General features: G+C 61.9%; 15 protein-coding genes and 2 pseudogenes. 9 read left to right on the top strand and 8 right to left on the bottom strand.

Going from position 1 to position 17,201, the window contains the following annotated elements; all coding sequences use genetic code 11:
- Nucleotides 1–107 precede the first annotated feature (107 nt).
- On the bottom strand, nt 108–1,265 hold the full coding sequence (gene algW, locus M5B99_RS25315; RefSeq protein ID WP_248806625.1) for a Do family serine endopeptidase AlgW: 1,158 nt from the start codon (nt 1,263–1,265) through the stop codon (nt 108–110).
- 102 nt (nt 1,266–1,367) lie between these two features.
- Here algW and M5B99_RS25310 point away from each other — a divergent pair, with 102 nt between their 5' ends.
- From M5B99_RS25310 to cysN, 3 genes are all read left to right on the top strand, one after another.
- Nucleotides 1,368–2,126 carry a Nif3-like dinuclear metal center hexameric protein gene (locus tag M5B99_RS25310; RefSeq protein ID WP_248806624.1) on the top strand — a complete coding sequence of 253 codons (759 nt, stop codon included), beginning with the start codon at nt 1,368–1,370 and terminating at the stop codon, nt 2,124–2,126.
- 253 nt (nt 2,127–2,379) lie between these two features.
- On the top strand, nt 2,380–3,297 hold the full coding sequence (gene cysD, locus M5B99_RS25305; protein ID WP_100942227.1) for a sulfate adenylyltransferase subunit CysD: 918 nt from the start codon (nt 2,380–2,382) through the stop codon (nt 3,295–3,297).
- 13 nt (nt 3,298–3,310) lie between these two features.
- Complete coding sequence (gene cysN / locus M5B99_RS25300; protein ID WP_248806623.1) at nt 3,311–5,209, top strand: sulfate adenylyltransferase subunit CysN; 1,899 nt, start codon at nt 3,311–3,313, stop codon at nt 5,207–5,209.
- A gap of 221 nt (nt 5,210–5,430) precedes the next feature.
- Here cysN and M5B99_RS25295 read toward each other — a convergent pair whose 3' ends face one another.
- Genes M5B99_RS25295 through M5B99_RS25285 form a run of 3 tightly spaced genes read right to left on the bottom strand, consistent with a single transcriptional unit; the run spans nt 5,431 to nt 8,787 of the window.
- Nucleotides 5,431–6,336: an acyltransferase gene (locus M5B99_RS25295; protein ID WP_248806622.1), complete on the bottom strand. Its 906-nt coding sequence runs from the start codon at nt 6,334–6,336 to the stop codon at nt 5,431–5,433.
- The gene (gene pta / locus M5B99_RS25290; protein WP_248806621.1) at nt 6,337–8,436 is read right to left on the bottom strand and encodes a phosphate acetyltransferase; all 2,100 of its coding nucleotides are present in this window, start codon (nt 8,434–8,436) and stop codon (nt 6,337–6,339) included.
- 57 nt (nt 8,437–8,493) lie between these two features.
- Nucleotides 8,494–8,787: a DUF3565 domain-containing protein gene (locus M5B99_RS25285; protein WP_318654587.1), complete on the bottom strand. Its 294-nt coding sequence runs from the start codon at nt 8,785–8,787 to the stop codon at nt 8,494–8,496.
- Between the two features lie 14 nt (nt 8,788–8,801).
- Between M5B99_RS25285 and M5B99_RS25280 the strand changes: the two genes are divergently transcribed.
- The 3 genes from M5B99_RS25280 (at nt 8,802) to M5B99_RS25270 (ending at nt 11,143) form a co-directional block, all read left to right on the top strand.
- Nucleotides 8,802–9,287, top strand: coding sequence for an FKBP-type peptidyl-prolyl cis-trans isomerase (locus M5B99_RS25280; protein ID WP_248806620.1), 486 nt, complete (start codon nt 8,802–8,804; stop codon nt 9,285–9,287).
- Nucleotides 9,288–9,423: 136 nt separating this feature from the next.
- A complete protein-coding gene (locus M5B99_RS25275; RefSeq protein WP_248806619.1) occupies nt 9,424–9,906 on the top strand; it encodes a glutathione peroxidase in 483 nt (160 codons plus the stop codon).
- A 133-nt stretch (nt 9,907–10,039) separates the two neighbouring features.
- Nucleotides 10,040–11,143 (top strand): NADH:flavin oxidoreductase, encoded by a 1,104-nt coding sequence (locus M5B99_RS25270; protein ID WP_248806618.1) that lies wholly within the window; start codon nt 10,040–10,042, stop codon nt 11,141–11,143.
- Between the two features lie 168 nt (nt 11,144–11,311).
- Here M5B99_RS25270 and M5B99_RS25265 read toward each other — a convergent pair whose 3' ends face one another.
- Together M5B99_RS25265 and cysZ are read right to left on the bottom strand one after the other, a co-directional pair.
- Nucleotides 11,312–12,535, bottom strand: a complete 1,224-nt coding sequence (locus M5B99_RS25265) for a glycosyltransferase family 4 protein (protein ID WP_248806617.1) — start codon at nt 12,533–12,535, stop codon at nt 11,312–11,314.
- 80 nt (nt 12,536–12,615) lie between these two features.
- Nucleotides 12,616–13,371 carry a sulfate transporter CysZ gene (cysZ, locus tag M5B99_RS25260; RefSeq protein WP_248806616.1) on the bottom strand — a complete coding sequence of 252 codons (756 nt, stop codon included), beginning with the start codon at nt 13,369–13,371 and terminating at the stop codon, nt 12,616–12,618.
- A 304-nt stretch (nt 13,372–13,675) separates the two neighbouring features.
- Here cysZ and trxB point away from each other — a divergent pair, with 304 nt between their 5' ends.
- Nucleotides 13,676–14,632 carry a thioredoxin-disulfide reductase gene (gene trxB, locus M5B99_RS25255; protein ID WP_248806615.1) on the top strand — a complete coding sequence of 319 codons (957 nt, stop codon included), beginning with the start codon at nt 13,676–13,678 and terminating at the stop codon, nt 14,630–14,632.
- Between the two features lie 159 nt (nt 14,633–14,791).
- Here the strand turns inward: trxB and M5B99_RS25250 are convergent, their stop codons facing one another.
- Nucleotides 14,792–16,042, bottom strand: a complete 1,251-nt coding sequence (locus tag M5B99_RS25250; protein ID WP_248806614.1) for an aspartate aminotransferase family protein — start codon at nt 16,040–16,042, stop codon at nt 14,792–14,794.
- Nucleotides 16,043–16,165: 123 nt separating this feature from the next.
- Nucleotides 16,166–16,504: a HopJ type III effector protein gene (locus M5B99_RS25245; RefSeq protein ID WP_248806613.1), complete on the bottom strand. Its 339-nt coding sequence runs from the start codon at nt 16,502–16,504 to the stop codon at nt 16,166–16,168.
- 135 nt (nt 16,505–16,639) lie between these two features.
- Between M5B99_RS25245 and M5B99_RS30355 the strand changes: the two are divergent.
- Both M5B99_RS30355 and M5B99_RS25235 read left to right on the top strand, forming a co-directional pair.
- Nucleotides 16,640–16,762, top strand: a pseudogene (locus M5B99_RS30355) (helix-turn-helix domain-containing protein); the annotation flags it as partial.
- 24 nt (nt 16,763–16,786) lie between these two features.
- A pseudogene (locus M5B99_RS25235) lies at nt 16,787–17,112 on the top strand (IS30 family transposase); the annotation flags it as partial.
- Between the last annotated feature and the right edge of the window lie 89 nt (nt 17,113–17,201).

The raw sequence follows: 17,201 nt of genomic DNA, 5'->3' as shown, positions 1-17,201 counted from the left end.
GCAAGCTCCGCTCCCACAGGCTCCGAGTCGTACGCGGGATTCGGAGCCCCTTCAGTTTCTGTGGGCGCGGAGCTTGGTCCGGACGGCGTTCCGATGCGGCTTTTGCCTTATTCCTCTTCCTGCGGCGGCGTCTGCTGCGGTGGCCGCAGGCCGATTTCCGCCATCAGCTTGAGCTCCTTGCCGTTGCGCAGTACCTGGATGGCCACCTTGTCGGTCGGCTTGATCCGCGCCACCTGATTCATCGAGCGACGACCGTCCGTGGCCGGCTCGCCATCGATGCTGAGAATCACATCCCCCAGTTGCAAACCGGCCTTCTGCGCCGGACCGTCGCGGAACACCCCGGCCACCACGATGCCCGGACGCCCGCTGAGGCCGAACGACTCCGCCAGGTCCTGGGTCAAGGGCTGCACTTCGATCCCCAGCCAGCCACGAATCACCTGGCCGTGCTCGATGATCGCCTTCATCACCTCCACCGCCAGATTGATCGGAATCGCAAAACCAATGCCCTGGGAACCGCCGGATTTGGAGAAGATCGCCGTATTGATCCCGGTCAGGTTGCCGCTGGCATCCACCAGCGCGCCGCCGGAGTTGCCCGGGTTGATCGCCGCGTCGGTCTGGATGAAGTCTTCATAGTTGTTCAGCCCCAGCTGGTTGCGGCCGGTGGCGCTGATAATGCCCATGGTGGTGGTCTGGCCGACCCCGAACGGGTTGCCGATGGCCAGGGCGATATCGCCGATGCGGATCTGGTCGGAGCGACCGATGGTGATCGATGGCAGGTTCGGCAGGTCGATCTTGAGCACCGCCAGGTCGGTTTCCGGGTCGCTGCCGACCACCTTGGCCAGGGTTTCGCGGCCATCCTTGAGGGCGACCACTATCTGGTCGGCCCCGGCGGTCACGTGGTTGTTGGTCAGCAGGTAGCCGGTCGAGCTCATGATCACCGCCGAACCCAGGCTCGACTCCATGCGCTTCTGCTTGGGCAGGTTGTCGCCGAAGAAGCGCCGGAATTGCGGGTCCTCGAACAGCGGATGAGTGTTCTTGTTGACCATCTTGGTGGTGTACAGGTTGGCCACCGCCGGTGCGGCCAGGTCCACCGCATCGGCATAGGAAGACGGACCCTGCTGATGGAAGGTGGTCTGCGGCGCCTGTTGCAGGTTCACATCGAGGTTGGGCAGGCCGACCCATTGCGGGTAACGCTGGATGATCAGCAAAGCGACCAGCACACCGGCCAGCAACGGCCAGCCAAAGAAACGCAGAGCCTTGAGCATTGAGCAAAGTCCTGGAAGGTTGCAGGCCATGTCGGACGGCCCATAATGTGGCGCATTATACGAGGCCACGGGCGCCTCTGAATGGGATATTCAGGAGTTTTTATGGCGGTTTCATTGAATACGCTGGTCGAGGAAGCGGATCGCTTTCTCAATAGTGCACGGATTGCCGATTATTGCCCCAACGGCCTGCAGGTCGAGGGCCGGCCGCAGGTGATGCGTATCGTCAGCGGCGTCACCGCCAGCCAGGCGCTGCTGGATGCGGCCGTCGAGGCCCAGGCCGACCTGATCCTGGTGCATCACGGATATTTCTGGAAGGGCGAGGACCCTTGTGTCACCGGGATGAAGCAGCGCCGATTGAAGACCCTGCTCAAGCATGACATCAGTCTGTTGGCCTATCACCTGCCCTTGGACCTGCATCCTGAAGTTGGTAACAACGTGCAGTTGGCGCGGCAGCTGGAGATTACCGTGGAAGGCCCGCTGGATCCGGAAAACCCGAAGATAGTCGGACTGGTGGGCTCCTTGAACGAGCCGCTGACGGCCCGTGATTTCGCGCGCAAGGTCCAGGACGTCCTGGGCCGCGAGCCGTTGCTGATCGAAGGCGACGACATGATCCGCCGGATCGGCTGGTGCACCGGCGGCGGCCAGGGTTATATCGACCAGGCGGTGTTGGCCGGGGTGGACCTGTACCTGAGTGGCGAGGCCTCCGAACAGACCTTCCACAGTGCTCGGGAGAACGGCATCAGCTTTATCGCCGCCGGTCATCACGCCACCGAGCGCTATGGCGTGCAGGCGTTGGGTGACTACCTGGCGCGGCGTTTTGCCCTGGAACACCTGTTTATCGATTGCCCGAATCCGATCTAGCAACTGCCGACTGGCCCTTGTGGGAGCGGAGCTTGCCCGCGAAGCTTTGAGCGTTCTCGCGGTCCCTTTCGCGGGCAAGCTCCGCTCCCACAAGGACGGCGCTCACACAGACCCGATCGGGCCAAACAGGGGGGTATATTCTTATACCGTTTCGATCTAGTCAGCCCCCTCAATAGAATAGGGTGCTGTGCTAGCATGCCTCGCTCGAACACGGCCCGCTGGCCGTCCATAAGAACGCTTTTCGTGAGTAGCCATGGTCGACAAACTGACGCATCTGAAACAGCTGGAGGCGGAAAGCATCCATATCATCCGCGAGGTGGCCGCCGAGTTCGATAACCCGGTGATGCTGTACTCCATCGGTAAAGACTCCGCCGTGATGCTGCACCTGGCGCGCAAGGCGTTTTTCCCGGGCAAGCTGCCGTTTCCGGTGATGCATGTCGACACCCGCTGGAAATTCCAGGAGATGTACAGCTTCCGCGACAAGATGGTTGCCGAGCTGGGCCTGGACCTGATCACCCACGTCAACCCGGACGGCGTGGCGCAGGGCATCAACCCCTTCACCCATGGCAGCGCCAAGCACACCGACATCATGAAGACCGAGGGCCTCAAGCAGGCCCTGGACAAGTACGGCTTCGACGCGGCCTTCGGCGGCGCCCGGCGTGACGAAGAGAAGTCGCGGGCCAAGGAGCGCGTGTACTCCTTCCGCGACAGCAAGCACCGCTGGGACCCGAAAAACCAGCGTCCGGAGCTGTGGAACGTTTACAACGGCAAGGTCAACAAGGGCGAGTCGATCCGCGTCTTCCCGTTATCGAACTGGACCGAGCTGGACATCTGGCAATACATCTACCTCGAAGGCATCCCGATCGTGCCGCTGTATTTCGCCGCCGAGCGCGACGTCATCGAGAAGAACGGCACCCTGATCATGATCGACGACGAGCGGATCCTCGAGCACCTGTCCGATGAGGACAAGGCGCGCATCGTCAAGAAGAAGGTGCGTTTCCGTACCCTTGGCTGCTACCCGTTGACGGGCGCGGTGGAGTCCGAGGCTGAAACCCTCACGGACATCATTCAGGAAATGCTCCTGACGCGTACTTCCGAGCGCCAGGGCCGGGTCATCGATCACGATGGCGCAGGCTCAATGGAAGATAAAAAACGTCAGGGCTATTTCTAAGTAGGGTCTAAGCATGTCGCATCAATCTGATTTGATCAGCGAGGACATCCTCGCCTACCTGGGCCAGCACGAGCGCAAGGAACTGCTGCGTTTCCTGACCTGCGGTAACGTCGACGACGGCAAGAGCACCCTGATCGGGCGCCTGCTGCACGACTCCAAGATGATCTACGAAGACCATCTGGAAGCCATCACCCGCGATTCGAAGAAAGTCGGCACCACCGGTGACGACATCGACCTGGCGTTGCTGGTCGACGGCCTGCAGGCCGAGCGTGAGCAGGGCATCACCATCGATGTCGCCTACCGTTATTTCTCCACCGCCAAGCGCAAGTTCATCATCGCCGACACCCCCGGCCATGAGCAGTACACCCGCAACATGGCCACCGGTGCTTCCACCTGTGACCTGGCGATCATCCTGGTGGACGCCCGCTACGGCGTGCAGACCCAGACCCGTCGTCACAGCTTTATCGCCTCCTTGCTGGGGATCAAGCACATAGTCGTGGCCATCAACAAGATGGACCTCAAGGACTTCGACCAGGGCGTGTTCGAGTCGATCAAGGCCGACTACCTGAAGTTCGCCGAAGGCTTGAAGCTGAAGCCGACCAGCATGCACTTCGTGCCGATGTCGGCCTTGAAGGGCGATAACGTGGTGAACAAGAGCGAGCGTTCGCCCTGGTACACCGGCCAGTCGTTGATGGAAATCCTCGAAACCGTGGAAGTGGCGGGCGACCGCAACTTCACCGACCTGCGTTTCCCGGTGCAGTACGTCAACCGGCCGAACCTGAACTTCCGTGGCTTTGCCGGCACCCTGGCGAGTGGCATCGTGAAGAAGGGCGACGACGTGGTGGTGTTGCCTTCGGGCAAGAGCAGCCGGGTGAAGTCCATCGTCACCTTCGAAGGCGAGCTGGAAAGCGCCGGTCCCGGCCAGGCCGTGACCCTGACCATGGAAGACGAGATCGACATCTCCCGAGGCGACCTGCTGGTGCATGCCGACAATGTGCCGCCGGTGACCGACAGCTTCGAGGCCATGCTGGTCTGGATGGCTGAAGAACCGATGCTGCCGGGCAAGAAGTACGACATCAAGCGGGCTACCAGCTACGTACCGGGTTCGATTGCCAGCATCGTCAACAAGGTCGATGTGAACACCCTCGAAGAAGGTCCGGCCAGCGCCCTGCAACTGAACGAGATCGGCAAGGTCAAGATCGCCCTGGATGCGCCGATTGCCCTGGACGGTTACGAAAGCAACCGCACCACTGGCTCGTTCATCATCATCGACCGCCTGACCAATGGCACCGTGGGGGCCGGCATGATCGTCGCCCAGCCGCTGGTCCATGGCAGCACCACGCACCATGGCAAGCTGGCCCATGTCGCCACCGAGGAGCGTGCCCAGCGTTTCGGCCAGCAACCGGCGACGCTGCTGTTCACCGGTTTGTCGGGTGCCGGCAAGAGCACCCTGGCTTACGCCGTGGAACGCAAGTTGTTCGACCTGGGGCGTGCGGTGTTCGTGCTGGACGGCCAGAACCTGCGCCATGACCTGAACAAGGGCTTGCCGCAGGATCGTGCCGGGCGTACCGAGAACTGGCGACGTGCCGCCCACGTGGCGCGCCAGTTCAACGAGGCGGGCCTGTTGACGCTGGCTGCGTTCGTGGCCCCGGATGCCGAGGGCCGTGAACAGGCCAAGGCGTTGATCGGTGCCGAGCGTATGTTGACGGTCTATGTCCAGGCTTCGCCGCAGGCTTGCCAGGAGCGTGATCCCCAAGGCTTGTATGCGGCCGGTGGCGATAACATTCCGGGCGAGTCGTTCGCCTACGATGTGCCGCTCAATGCCGACCTGGTGGTGGACACGCAGGCCTTGTCGTTGGAAGACAGCGTGAAGAAAGTCCTCGAGCTGTTGCGCCAGCGCGGCGCGATCTAAGGATCGGCGGCAGCAAAAAGCCCGCAGTCGAGTGATCGGCTGCGGGCTTTTTTGCACCTGTCGGGAAGCGACTTGTGGCGAGGGGGCTTGCCCCCGTCGGGGCGCGAAGCGGCCCTGAATTCAGGCACCGCATGCGTTCAGAAAAACCGCGGACATCGGTTTGCGACCGCTTCGCGGCCGAACGGGGGCAAGCCCCCTCGCGACAAAGGTTCCTTGGTGCCTCAAGACTTGGCGCGATACTCGCGATGCATCTGCGCCAGCAAGGCGTCCTTGTCTTGCCACAGTTGGTTGATCCAGCCCTGGAACTCCAGGCGGTATTCGCCGTCCTGGTCATAGTTCCTGCCGACAAACTGCGGCGGGACCTTCAGCTCCTGGAAATGCACCACCACATCGCGCACGTTGCCACACAGCAGATCCCAATACCCCGGCTTGCCCCCCGGATAGTGGATGGTCACGTTAACGATGGACTCCAGCTGCTCGCCCATGGCATCCAGCACAAAGGCGATGCCGCCGGCCTTGGGCTTCAACAGATAACGGAACGGCGACTGCTGCTGCGCATGCTTGGCCTTGGTAAAGCGCGTGCCCTCGGCGAAATTGAAAATACCCACCGGGTTGTCACGAAACTTCGCGCAGGTCTTGCGGGTGGTTTCCAGGTCCTTGCCTTTCTTTTCCGGGTGCTTCTCCAGATAGGCCTTGGAGTAGCGCTTCATGAAGGGAAAACCCAGGGCCCACCAGGCCAGGCCGATCACCGGGACCCAGATCAGCTCCTGCTTGAGAAAGAACTTCAACGGCTGGATCTTCCGGTTGAGCACGTACTGCAAGACCATGATGTCGACCCAGCTCTGATGGTTGCTGGTGACCAGATAGGAATGCTGGTAGTCCAGGCCTTCCAGGCCGCTGAGGTGCCAGCGGGTGCGGCGGACCAGTTGCATCCAGGCCTTGTTGTTGCTGACCCAGGCCTCATGGGTATGGTTCATCAGCCAGTGGGTCAAGCGCTGGGTCAACGCAAAAGGCAGCACCTTGAGCAGCGCCACGCAGAACAGGAACGAACACAGCAGCAAGGTATTCAGCGTCAACAGCAGCGAGGCGATCACGCCGCGCAGGGGCGCAGGGAGAAAGTCTAACATTCAGATATCCACCGGTCGGTTGGCGGCTTGGATCGCGGTGAGGGCGATGGTGTAGACGATATCGTCCACCTGGGCGCCGCGTGGCAGGTCGTTGACCGGCTTGCGCAGGCCTTGCAGCATCGGCCCCAGGCTGACGCAGTCGGCGCTGCGTTGCACCGCCTTGTGGGTGGTGTTGCCGGTGTTCAGGTCGGGGAACACGAACACCGTGGCACGTCCCGCCACCTGGCTGTTGGGTGCCAGTTGCCGGGCCACGGCTTCGTTGGCCGCGGCGTCGTACTGCAACGGGCCGTCGATCAGCAAGGTGCTTTGCGACTCATGGGCGAGCAGGGTGGCTTCGCGGACTTTCTCCACCTCTTCGCCGCTGGCCGATTCGCCGCTGGAGTAGCTGATCATCGCCACCCGTGGGGTGATGCCGAAGGCCTGGGCCGAGTCGGCACTTTGCAGGGCGATTTCCGCCAGCTCCGCCGCAGACGGATGGGGGTTCATCACGCAGTCGCCATAGACCAGCACCTGGTCCGGGAACAGCATGAAGAACACCGACGACACCAGGGTGCAGCCCGGCGCGGTCTTGATCAACTGCAGGGCCGGGCGGATGGTGTTGGCGGTGGAGTGGATCACTCCGGACACCAGCCCGTCGACTTCGTCCAGCGCCAGCATCATGGTGCCGATCACCACGGTGTCTTCCAGTTGCTGCTCGGCCATCGGCGTGTTCAGGCTCTTGCTCTTGCGCAGGGCCACCATGGGCTCGGCGTAGCGCCCGCGAATCAGGTCCGGGTCAAGGATCTCCAGCCCCGGCGGCAGTTCGAAACCATGGGCCCGGGCCACCGCCTCGACTTCCGCCGGCTTGGCCAGCAACACGCAACGGGCGATGCCCCGGGCCTGACAGATGGCGGCCGCCTGCACGGTGAGCGGTTCGCTGCCTTCGGGCAGGACGATGCGTTTGTTGGCTTGCTGGGCGCGCTGGATCAGCTGGTAGCGGAACACCGCCGGAGTCAGGCGCATCTCTCGTGGAGTACCGCAGCGCTGGTGCAGCCAGTGGGCATCGAGGTGGCTGGCGACGAAATCGGTGATGATCTCCGCGCGCTCGCGGTCATCAATGGGGATTTCCTTGTTCAGGCCATTGAGCTGGTTGGCGGTTTCGTAGGAGCCGGTGCTCACCGACAACACCGGCAGGCCCGCGGCCATCGCACCGCGACAGAGTTCCATGATGCGCGGATCGGGCAGGGTGTCGCTGGTCAGCAACAGGCCGGCCAGGGGCACGCCGTTCATCGCGGCAATGCTCACGGCGAGGATGATGTCGTCGCGGTCGCCCGGGGTTACCACCAGTACGCCGGGTTTGAGCAGGTCGATGGTGTTGCGCACCGTGCGGGCGCAGATGATGATCTTGTTCATGCGCCGCTGCTCGTAGTCTCCGGCGTTGAGCACCTGGGCGCCGAGCAGTTCGGCGACGTCGCGGGTGCGCGGCGCGTTGAGATCCGGCTGGAACGGAATGCAGCCGAGCAGGCGGAAGTCACCACTGCGCAGCAGCGGCGAATGCTCCTTCAGGCGGGCGGAGAAATCGACGATGCTCTCGTCGGTACGGACCTTGTTGAGAATCACCCCGAGCACTTTCGGGTCCTTGGGACCGCCGAACAGTTGCGCCTGCAATTCCACCCGCCCGGAGAGTTCACTCAGTACTTCGTTTTCCGCCGCCGAGACCAGGATCACCTCGGCATCCAGGCTCTTGGCCAGGTGCTGGTTGACCCGCGCGGCGTAACTGGCGCTGCGGGTCGGAACCATGCCTTCGACCACCAGCACGTCCTTACCGACCGCAGCCTGCTGGTAGAGGGTGATGATTTCTTCCAGCAGCTCATCGAGCTGGCCGTCGCCGAGCATCCGCTCGACATGAGCCAGACCCAGGGGCTGTGGCGGTTTCAGACCGTGGGTGCGGGCCACCAGTTCGGTGGAGCGCTCCGGGCCGAGGTCGCCGGGATGGGGCTGGGCGATGGGTTTGAAAAAGCCGACTTTCAGCCCGGCGCGTTCCAGCGTACGTACCAGCCCGAGGCTGATCGAGGTCAGACCCACACCAAAATCGGTGGGCGCGATAAAAAAAGTTTGCATGCGTATTCTCTTGAGGAAGCGCAAGTGCGACGGCCTATGTCTGGCTGTCTGCGAAGTTCAGTCGCCAAGGTTATCGTTAACCGAGCCCTGTGCGCACCAACCACATTCAAAGGGCTGGGCGATTTTTTCCGCACGCTGCCCCGGATCGAGCACCCAGGCGCGCGACTGCCAGGGCGGCTGATGGCGCAGGTGCTGGGTATGGCCACAGGATAGTTCGGCAACCCAGTGCCCGTCCTCGTCCTGATGAAAGCCGATAATAATGACAGGCGTGGCCTTGGGCCGTCTGTCCGGGTTCAGTTCGCTTTCGGACGAATCCTTGTTTAGACTTGTCCGCTCTTTATTCCTATGCAAAAGGTCTCGCTCATATGACGATCGCTGCCAACAAGGCTGTCTCCATCGACTATACCCTTACCAACGATGCTGGTGAGGTCATCGACAGCTCTGCCGGCGGCGCCCCGCTGGTGTACCTGCACGGTGCCGGCAATATTATCCCAGGTCTGGAAAAGGCCCTGGAAGGCAAGAAGGTCGGCGACGAGCTGAACGTGGCCGTCGAGCCGGAAGATGCCTACGGCGAATATTCCGCTGAACTGGTCAGCACCCTGAGCCGCAGCATGTTCGAAGGTGTCGACGAGCTGGAAGTCGGCATGCAGTTCCACGCTTCCGCTCCGGATGGCCAGATGCAGATCGTCACTATTCGCGACCTGGACGGCGACGATGTCACCGTTGACGGCAACCACCCGTTGGCTGGCCAGCGCCTGAACTTCAAGGTCAAGATCATTGAAATCCGTGATGCCAGCCAGGAAGAAGTCGCCCATGGCCACGTCCATGGCGAAGGCGGCCATCACCACTGATTTCTGCTGCTAAGCTCTGGTAGTTGGAAGGCGCCCACGGGCGCCTTTTTTAGTCCGCCGCGGTTTTTAACTGGAAACCGGTCAGGCGGTCAGGCAACAATGTTTGCGTATAAGTCCGGAAAAACGGGAGTTCGTCATGAGTGCTTTTCACGATCTGACACTAAAAGCGCTGGATGGTCAGGAACTGCCGCTGGCGCCTTTCAAGGGACAGGTAGTGCTGGTGGTCAACGTGGCTTCCAAGTGCGGCTTGACGCCGCAGTACGCCGCCCTTGAGAACCTCTATCAGCAATACAAGGCCCAGGGCTTCAGCGTGTTGGGCTTGCCGTGCAATCAGTTTGCCGGACAGGAGCCGGGCTCCGAGGAGGAGATCCAGGCATTCTGCAGCCTGAACTATGGCGTGAGCTTTCCCTTGAGCAGCAAGCTGGAGGTCAACGGTCATGACCGTCACCAGCTGTACCGTCTGCTGGCGGGCGAGGGGGCGGAGTTTCCGGGGGACATTACCTGGAATTTCGAGAAGTTCCTCATGGGCAAGGACGGCCGCGTATTGGCGCGTTTCTCGCCGCGTACCGTTCCGGATGATCCGGCGGTGATCCAGGCGATCGAAAAAGCCCTGGCTTGATGCCGGTACTCAACTGGGCGGGCTCTCCTGGCACTTCTAAAGCTTAATCACTCAGATCAATAGTGCTGGGCGGTGTGCGCAAGGCGGAATATTATCCTGATCATAAATTCCCCTTGCGCCGTGGAGTGCTCCCATGCCCGTTAAAGCCCTGTTCCGTCCTTTCCATCTTGGCGCGCTGGAGTTGCCGACCCGTGTGGTCATGGCACCGATGACCCGTTCGTTTTCCCCGGGTGGCGTGCCCAATTCGAAAGTCATCGAGTACTACCGCAAGCGCGCGGCGGCCGGTGTCGGCCTGATCGTCACCGAAGGCACCACGGTCGGTCACCAGGCGTCCAACGGTTATCCGAACGTGCCGCACTTCTACGGCGAAGCGGCCCTGGCCGGCTGGAAAAAAGTCGTCGATGCGGTACATGCCGAGGGTGGCAAGATCGTTCCGCAGCTCTGGCACGTGGGTAATGTGCGGCGCCTGGGCACCGAGCCGGACGCCAGCGTGCCGGGTTATGGCCCGAGCGAGAAACTCAAGGACGGTCAGTTGGTGGTGCACGGCATGACCCAGCAGGACATCGACGAGGTGATTGCGGCATTCGTCCAGGCCGCCCGTGATGCGCAAAGCATCGGTATGGACGGTGTTGAGATCCATGGCGCCCACGGCTACCTGATCGACCAGTTCTTCTGGGAAGGCACCAACCTGCGGACCGACCAATACGGCGGCAGCCTGGCCAACCGTTCGCGTTTTGCCATTGAGCTGATCCAGGCCGTGCGCGCGGCGGTGGGGCCGGACTTCCCGATCATCTTCCGCTTTTCCCAATGGAAACAGCAGGACTACAGCGCCCGTCTGGTGCAGACGCCTGAGGCCCTCGGTGAGTTCCTCAAGCCGTTGTCCGACGCCGGCGTGGATATTTTCCACTGTTCCACACGGCGTTTCTGGGAGCCGGAGTTCGACGGTTCCGAACTGAACCTGGCGGGCTGGACCCGCAAGCTGACCGGCAAGCCGACCATCACCGTGGGCAGCGTCGGCCTGGACGGCGAGTTCCTGCAGTTCATGGTCAACACCGACAAGGTCGCACAGCCGGCGAGCCTGGAGAACCTGCTGGAGCGCCTGGGCAACCAAGAGTTCGACCTGGTTGCCGTGGGTCGTGCCCTGCTGGTGGACCCGGATTGGGCGGTGAAAGTGCGCGACGGTCGCGAGCAGGACATCCTGCCGTTCAGCCGTGAGGCGTTGATGAGCCTGGCGTAAGCCGCCGCGCCGACGATGGTGAATGTTTGATCGCCATCGCCGGCCAGTCGGCTCCTGCACGGTCCTGGAGCTGACGGTATTCCTTGGTGAAACACCGTCCTGTAGGAGCCTGGCTTGCCAGCGAAGAGGCCTGTGAGGCCGCCCAAAGCTCCGTGGGCAAGCCAGCGCCTACAGATTGCGTGGTGTTTTCAGAAGGGCGGTTGTCGGCACGACATCCGCCGGCAGGGCCGCGACGCGTTGCGCCACCGGCGGCGCGTCACAGGCCCCGCGCAACTGCTTCTCGAACTGCTCGACAATCGCCCCCCAACCTTGCCGGCTGGCATGCTGGCGGGCGTTGAGGCGGACATTGCGCAAGGTTTCCCGGCCTTCCAGCAACCAGCAGGCGGCATCGCAGAACGCCTCCTCGTCGCCGGGCATGGCCAGCACGCCGTTGTAGCCATGGCGGATATGCTGGGCCGCCGCGGCCTCGTCGTACGCTACCACCGCCAACCCTGACGCCAGTGCCTCGAGCACCACATTGCCGAAGGTTTCGGTAAGGCTGGGGAACAAGAACAGATCCGCCGATGCGTAGTGGCAGGCCAGTGCCTCGCCCCGCTGCGTGCCGCAGAAAACCGCCTCGGGCAGTTCCTTTTCCAGCGCGCCACGTTGCGGACCGTCACCGACCACAACCAGTTTCATCCGCCGTTGTGGATAAGTTTCCCGCAGGCGCTCAAAGGTCTGCTTGAGCAAACCAAGGTTTTTCTCGGTCGCCAGCCGCCCGACATACAGCAAGGCGATATCGCTGTCCGCCAGCCCCCAGCTGTCGCGCAGGGCGCTCAAGCGCTTGGCCGGATGGAACAACTGACTGTCGACGCCCCGGGAGAGCAGTTCCAGGCGTTCGAAATGCCGCCGCTCCAGCTCCACGCGCTGGCTGACGCTGGGCACCAGGGTCAGCTTGGAACGGTTGTGGAACCAGCGCAGATAATGAGTCAGCACCCGCGTCAGCAAACCCATGCCGTATTGATGGGAATACTGCTGGAAGTTGGTGTGGAAGCCGCTGACCACCGAAATCCCCAGGCGCCTGGCCGCGCGCAGGGCGGACAAGCCGAGCGGGCCTTCGGTGGCGATATACAGCACGTCCGGACGCTGGCTCTTCCAGCGCCGCAGCAGCTTGTGCATCGACGACTGGCCCCATTGCAGGCCGGGATAGCCGGGCAGCGGCCAGCCCCGGCAAAGCAGCAGTTCGGTATCGCTGGGGCGGGACTGGTCGCAGCTCTGGCGCGGGCGGACCAGTTCGATCTGGTGCCCGCGGGCGCGCAGTCCGTCGCACAAGCGGCCAAGGGTATTGGCCACGCCATTGATTTCCGGTGGGAAGGTTTCGGTGATCAGGGTGATATGCAGAGCTGTCGTCATGTTTACAGTGTCGCCCCGGGCGGTTGCGACACTGTGGCTGTTTGATGATGGATTTGTGACGCGGCAGCGTTCCTGCCGCCTCAGCGCTTCTCGCCGGCCACCGCCTCTTCGCCGCGCTCGCGGACCCAGAACAAGGTCGCCCCGGCCACCGCCGCCGGCATCATCAGCAGGTTGACCACCGGCACCAGCAGCACCAGGTAGACGATCCCGCCAAAACTCATGCACTGCCAGCGCTTCTGCCGCAGCCAGGCGAGCATGCCGTTCCAGCTCAGATTGTGGTTGTCCGCCGGGTAGTCGATGTACTGGATCGCCATCATCCACACCCCGAACAGCAGCCACAGCGGTGCGGCAATGATATTCACCACCGGAATGAACGACAGCACCAACAGCGCGATGGCCCGCGGCAGGAAGTAACCGAGCTTGCGCATTTCCCGCGCCAGGGTGCGCGGAATCATCGCTAGCAGTTCGGCCCAACTGAAGGCCGGGAAATTGTCGGTGCCGCGCACCACCACTTCGACCTTTTCGGCAAGAAAGCCGTTGAAGGGCGCGGCGATCACGTTGGCAATCATGGTGAAGGTGAAAAACACCATCAGCACCACCAGCGCCACGAACAGCGGCCAGAGGATGTAGTTGAGGAAACTCAGCCAGCCGGGCAGGGTCGGCATCAGGGTATCGACCCAGAGACTGAAATAGTGGCCGGCCAGGTAGATCAAGCCGACGAACAGCACCAGGTTGATCGCCAGCGGCAGCAGGACGAACAGGCGCAGGCCCGGGCTGAGGACCAGCTTCAGGCCCTCGCGCAGATATTGCGGGCCGGACAGGACGGGTGCGGGCATAACGTGCTCCGAGAAGGGGGGGGGAACGCGCCGACCTTACCGATTTTGCGAGGCCGGTGAAAGGGTCGACATTTGCAGTAACAAAGGCGTCCCGAAGAGCGCCGTTGAGGATAGAGACCCGCTATGAGCTGGATTGTTATTGCGTATTTCCTTAATCTTCGCCTCCTCGATACGCTGCACCACATTATTTTTCAGGACTGTGTGCTACAAGCCTTCCCCAAGTGCTTTCGCGGTTCTTTTTTATTCCAGCCGGTCCGCCGGCGCTCCGCACCGGTAGCTGACGGGCGGTCGATAGGAGTGAGTCATGTCTGAAGTACGCCATTCGCGAGTGATTATTCTCGGTTCCGGCCCTGCCGGTTACAGCGCCGCGGTCTATGCCGCGCGTGCCAACCTCAAGCCGCTGCTGATCACCGGCATGCAGGCCGGCGGCCAGTTGACCACCACCACCGAAGTCGACAACTGGCCCGGCGACGTGCATGGCCTGACCGGTCCGGCACTGATGGAGCGGATGAAAGAACATGCCGAACGTTTCGAAACCGAAATCGTCTTCGATCACATCAACGCGGTAGACCTGGCGAAGAAGCCCTACACCCTGGTGGGCGACAGCGGCACTTTCACCTGTGACGCACTGATCATCGCCACTGGCGCCAGCGCTCGTTACCTGGGCCTGCCGTCGGAAGAGACGTTCATGGGCAAGGGCGTTTCCGCTTGCGCCACCTGCGACGGTTTCTTCTATCGCAACAAGGAAGTCGCCGTGGTCGGTGGTGGTAACACCGCCGTGGAAGAGGCGCTGTACCTGGCCAATATCGCCAGCAAGGTGACCCTGGTGCACCGTCGCGAGACCTTCCGCGCCGAGAAGATCCTGATCGACAAGCTGCATGCCCGCGTCGCCGAAGGCAAGATTGTCCTCAAGCTCAACGCCACCCTGGACGAGGTACTGGGCGATAACATGGGCGTGACCGGTGCCCGCCTGAAGAACAACGACGGCAGTTTCGACGAGCTGAAAGTTGACGGCGTGTTCATCGCCATCGGCCATACCCCGAACACTTCGCTGTTCGAAGGTCAACTGACCTTGAAAGACGGCTACATGGTGGTGCAGGGCGGCCGTGACGGCAATGCCACCGCGACCAGCGTAGAGGGTGTGTTTGCCGCCGGTGACGTGGCTGACCACGTTTACCGTCAAGCCATCACCTCGGCCGGCGCCGGCTGCATGGCGGCACTGGACGCCGAGCGTTACCTCGACGACCTGCAGAACGCTTGATCCTGACGGTGTGGAAGCGGTGCTCGTCGGATCGCCGCACCGCCGCGAAGAGTCCCCTGAGGGCGCTAAAAAGCTTCGCGGGCAAGCACCGCTCCCACATCAGCGATTGTGTGGTAATGAAAAAACCGGCCGAGGCCGGTTTTTTTCTTCCCGCGGGTTTCAGGCCAGCCTGGCCAGGCTGGCCTCAAGGATATCCAATCCTTCCTCCAGCACCGCCGCCTCGGTGGTCAAGGGCGCCAGCAGGCGAATGATGTGCCGCGACTTGCCGCTGGGCATCAGCAGCAAACCAGCGTCGCGGGCCAGGGCCAGCAATTGCGTCAACTGTGCCGATGCAGGGCTGCCGTCGGGGTTGAGCAACTCGATGCCGCGCATGGCGCCGATGCCGGTCAAACGCCCCAGATAGGGTGACAGCTGGTTGGCACGCCAAGCCTGGTGACGGCTGACTATCGCCTCTTCCTGTTGCGCCCCCCAGGCGTGCAAGTTTGCGTCGGTCATTTCGTCCAGGGTTGCCAGGGCTGCGGCGCAGGCGATCGGGTTGCCCGAATAGGTGCCGCCCAACCCGCCTTTGGGCAAGGTGTCGAGCAGCGCTTTGCGTCCAACCACCGCCCCCAGCGGTACGCCGCCGGCAATGCTTTTGCCGAGCAGGATCAGGTCCGGCTCGATCCCCAGCCGCGAGAACGCGAAACGCTGGCCGGTGCGGCCGAAACCGGACTGGATTTCATCGGCGATCAGCAGGATCTTTTTCTCATCGCAGAAGCGCCGCAGGGCCTGGGCGAACTCCACGTCCAGGGCCAGGAAGCCCGCTTCACCCTGCACCGGCTCGACAATAAAACAGGCGATGTCCTCGACGTCGATCTCGACGCTGAACAGCCGTTCCATCGCTTTCAGCGCCTCGGCACAGCTCACGCCGTTGTCTTTGCTGGGGAAGGGCAGGTGATACACCGGCCCTGGCAGCACCCCGACTTTCTGTTTGTAGGGCGTCACCTTGCCGTTGAGATTGAGGGTGGCGAGGGTGCGGCCGTGGAAGGCCCCATCAAAGGCGATCACGGCGGTGCGGCCGGTGGCGCCACGGACGATCTTCAGGGCATTTTCCGCCGCCTCCGCGCCGCTGTTGGTGAGCATGCCGCTGACCGGGTAGCTCACCGGAATAAACGCCGTCAGCCGCTCCATCAGTTCGAGGTAGGGCGCATGGGGCGCGGCGTTGAAGGCGTAGTGGGTCAGGCGGGTGGCTTGTTCGCGAATGGCCTCGACGATGCGCGGGTGGCAATGACCGAGGTTGAGTACGCCGATGCCGCCGACAAAATCGATATAGCGCTTACCGGTGCTGTCCCAGACCTCGGCGTTCTTGCCGTGGCTGAGGCTGATGGGATGAACGATGGAAATCGACTGGCTGATGGTTTCGCTGCTCATGAAGACCTGGCTCGGAAGTAGGAAGACTTCTTTTTATCTAAGCCGTGAGCAGCGCTCCCCGGCAAACGAAATAAAGTCGCCGGGTCAATCTTAAAAGTCGCGATGTGTTTGCCGGGCCTTGAATCAGCGCCGAGTCAGCGGGGCCTGGGTGAACTTCACGCCGGCCAGGCCATGGGCGATCAATGCGCGGATATTGCCGTGGTCGCTGCCTTCAGGGGTGGCCAGGACCGAACGGTAATGCTCGCCGAAGGCCAGCAAGGCTTCCTGATCGCTCAAGCCTTCCAGCAGGGCCAGGCCCAGGGTCTTGCACGAGCCTTCGTTCTGCCCGGCGGTGTTTTCCACGCCACCGTTGTTGAAGGCTTGCGGCTGATAGTGGTAACCGGCGGCAATGAAGGCCAGGGTATCGGCGAAAACATGTTCGCCGCTGTTGAGGCTGGCGCGCAGGGTGTTCAAATCACTCATCGATTACGGTTCCTTCTTAACTGTTACATGTGATATTCACAAACATATTCAGGCACTTACATATAGTAACTTTTTTATTTGGCGGCCACAAAAACCGAGTGTAACACCTGACCTTTCCGGTACGGTGTCGTCCCTGTGTCCTATCACGAACTCAGCCTTGAAGAATGCGTCACCGTCCAACTGGGCCTGGAACACGGTTTCAATCAGAGAAGGATCGCCCAGTTGATCAACCGAGCGCCCTCGACCATCAGCCGAGAACTGCGCCGCAACCGAGAGGATGGTATACGTAAAAGCATGACCTACGACCAGGGGCGGGAAATGGCACGGGACGCCGAAATCACCCAGAAGACCGGTGTGGCGATTTATTTCTGCGACCCGCGCAGCCCCTGGCTGCGTGGCAGTAACGAGAACATCAACGGCCTCGCCAGTACCTGCCCAAGGGAACGGACCTGTCAGCCCACGGCCAGGAAGACCTCGATGCCATCGCCTTGCAACTGAACATGCGCCCGTGAAAACGTTTCGATTTCAAATGCCCAATCGAGGTCATGAGCGAAGTGATGCAAAAGGCCACGCTCAGGCGTCATGATGCCCTGACTTCTATTCAATAGCTGTGTTGCACTCAGCTCCTGCAACCGCCCGCTTGATCAGTGCGTTGTATTCATGACTCAACTTGAACTTCTGGTGCTTTCTGACGACC

This window comes from Pseudomonas sp. MWU13-2100 (assembly GCF_023242365.1).
GTDB lineage: Bacteria > Pseudomonadota > Gammaproteobacteria > Pseudomonadales > Pseudomonadaceae > Aquipseudomonas.
Note: the sequence above shows the minus strand (reverse complement) of the source record. Positions and strands in the feature narration are given on the sequence as shown.

Excerpts from the sequence above, each read along its gene's own strand:
- algW (WP_248806625.1), bottom strand. The coding sequence starts at position 1,265 with ATGCTCAAGGCTCTGCGTTTCTTTGGCTGGCCGTTGCTGGCCGGTGTG.
- M5B99_RS25310 (WP_248806624.1), top strand. The coding sequence starts at position 1,368 with ATGGCGGTTTCATTGAATACGCTGGTCGAGGAAGCGGATCGCTTTCTC.
- cysD (WP_100942227.1), top strand. The coding sequence starts at position 2,380 with ATGGTCGACAAACTGACGCATCTGAAACAGCTGGAGGCGGAAAGCATC.
- cysN (WP_248806623.1), top strand. The coding sequence starts at position 3,311 with ATGTCGCATCAATCTGATTTGATCAGCGAGGACATCCTCGCCTACCTG.
- M5B99_RS25295 (WP_248806622.1), bottom strand. The coding sequence starts at position 6,336 with ATGTTAGACTTTCTCCCTGCGCCCCTGCGCGGCGTGATCGCCTCGCTG.
- pta (WP_248806621.1), bottom strand. The coding sequence starts at position 8,436 with ATGCAAACTTTTTTTATCGCGCCCACCGATTTTGGTGTGGGTCTGACC.
- M5B99_RS25280 (WP_248806620.1), top strand. The coding sequence starts at position 8,802 with ATGACGATCGCTGCCAACAAGGCTGTCTCCATCGACTATACCCTTACC.
- M5B99_RS25275 (WP_248806619.1), top strand. The coding sequence starts at position 9,424 with ATGAGTGCTTTTCACGATCTGACACTAAAAGCGCTGGATGGTCAGGAA.
- M5B99_RS25270 (WP_248806618.1), top strand. The coding sequence starts at position 10,040 with ATGCCCGTTAAAGCCCTGTTCCGTCCTTTCCATCTTGGCGCGCTGGAG.
- M5B99_RS25265 (WP_248806617.1), bottom strand. The coding sequence starts at position 12,535 with ATGACGACAGCTCTGCATATCACCCTGATCACCGAAACCTTCCCACCG.
- cysZ (WP_248806616.1), bottom strand. The coding sequence starts at position 13,371 with ATGCCCGCACCCGTCCTGTCCGGCCCGCAATATCTGCGCGAGGGCCTG.
- trxB (WP_248806615.1), top strand. The coding sequence starts at position 13,676 with ATGTCTGAAGTACGCCATTCGCGAGTGATTATTCTCGGTTCCGGCCCT.
- M5B99_RS25250 (WP_248806614.1), bottom strand. The coding sequence starts at position 16,042 with ATGAGCAGCGAAACCATCAGCCAGTCGATTTCCATCGTTCATCCCATC.
- M5B99_RS25245 (WP_248806613.1), bottom strand. The coding sequence starts at position 16,504 with ATGAGTGATTTGAACACCCTGCGCGCCAGCCTCAACAGCGGCGAACAT.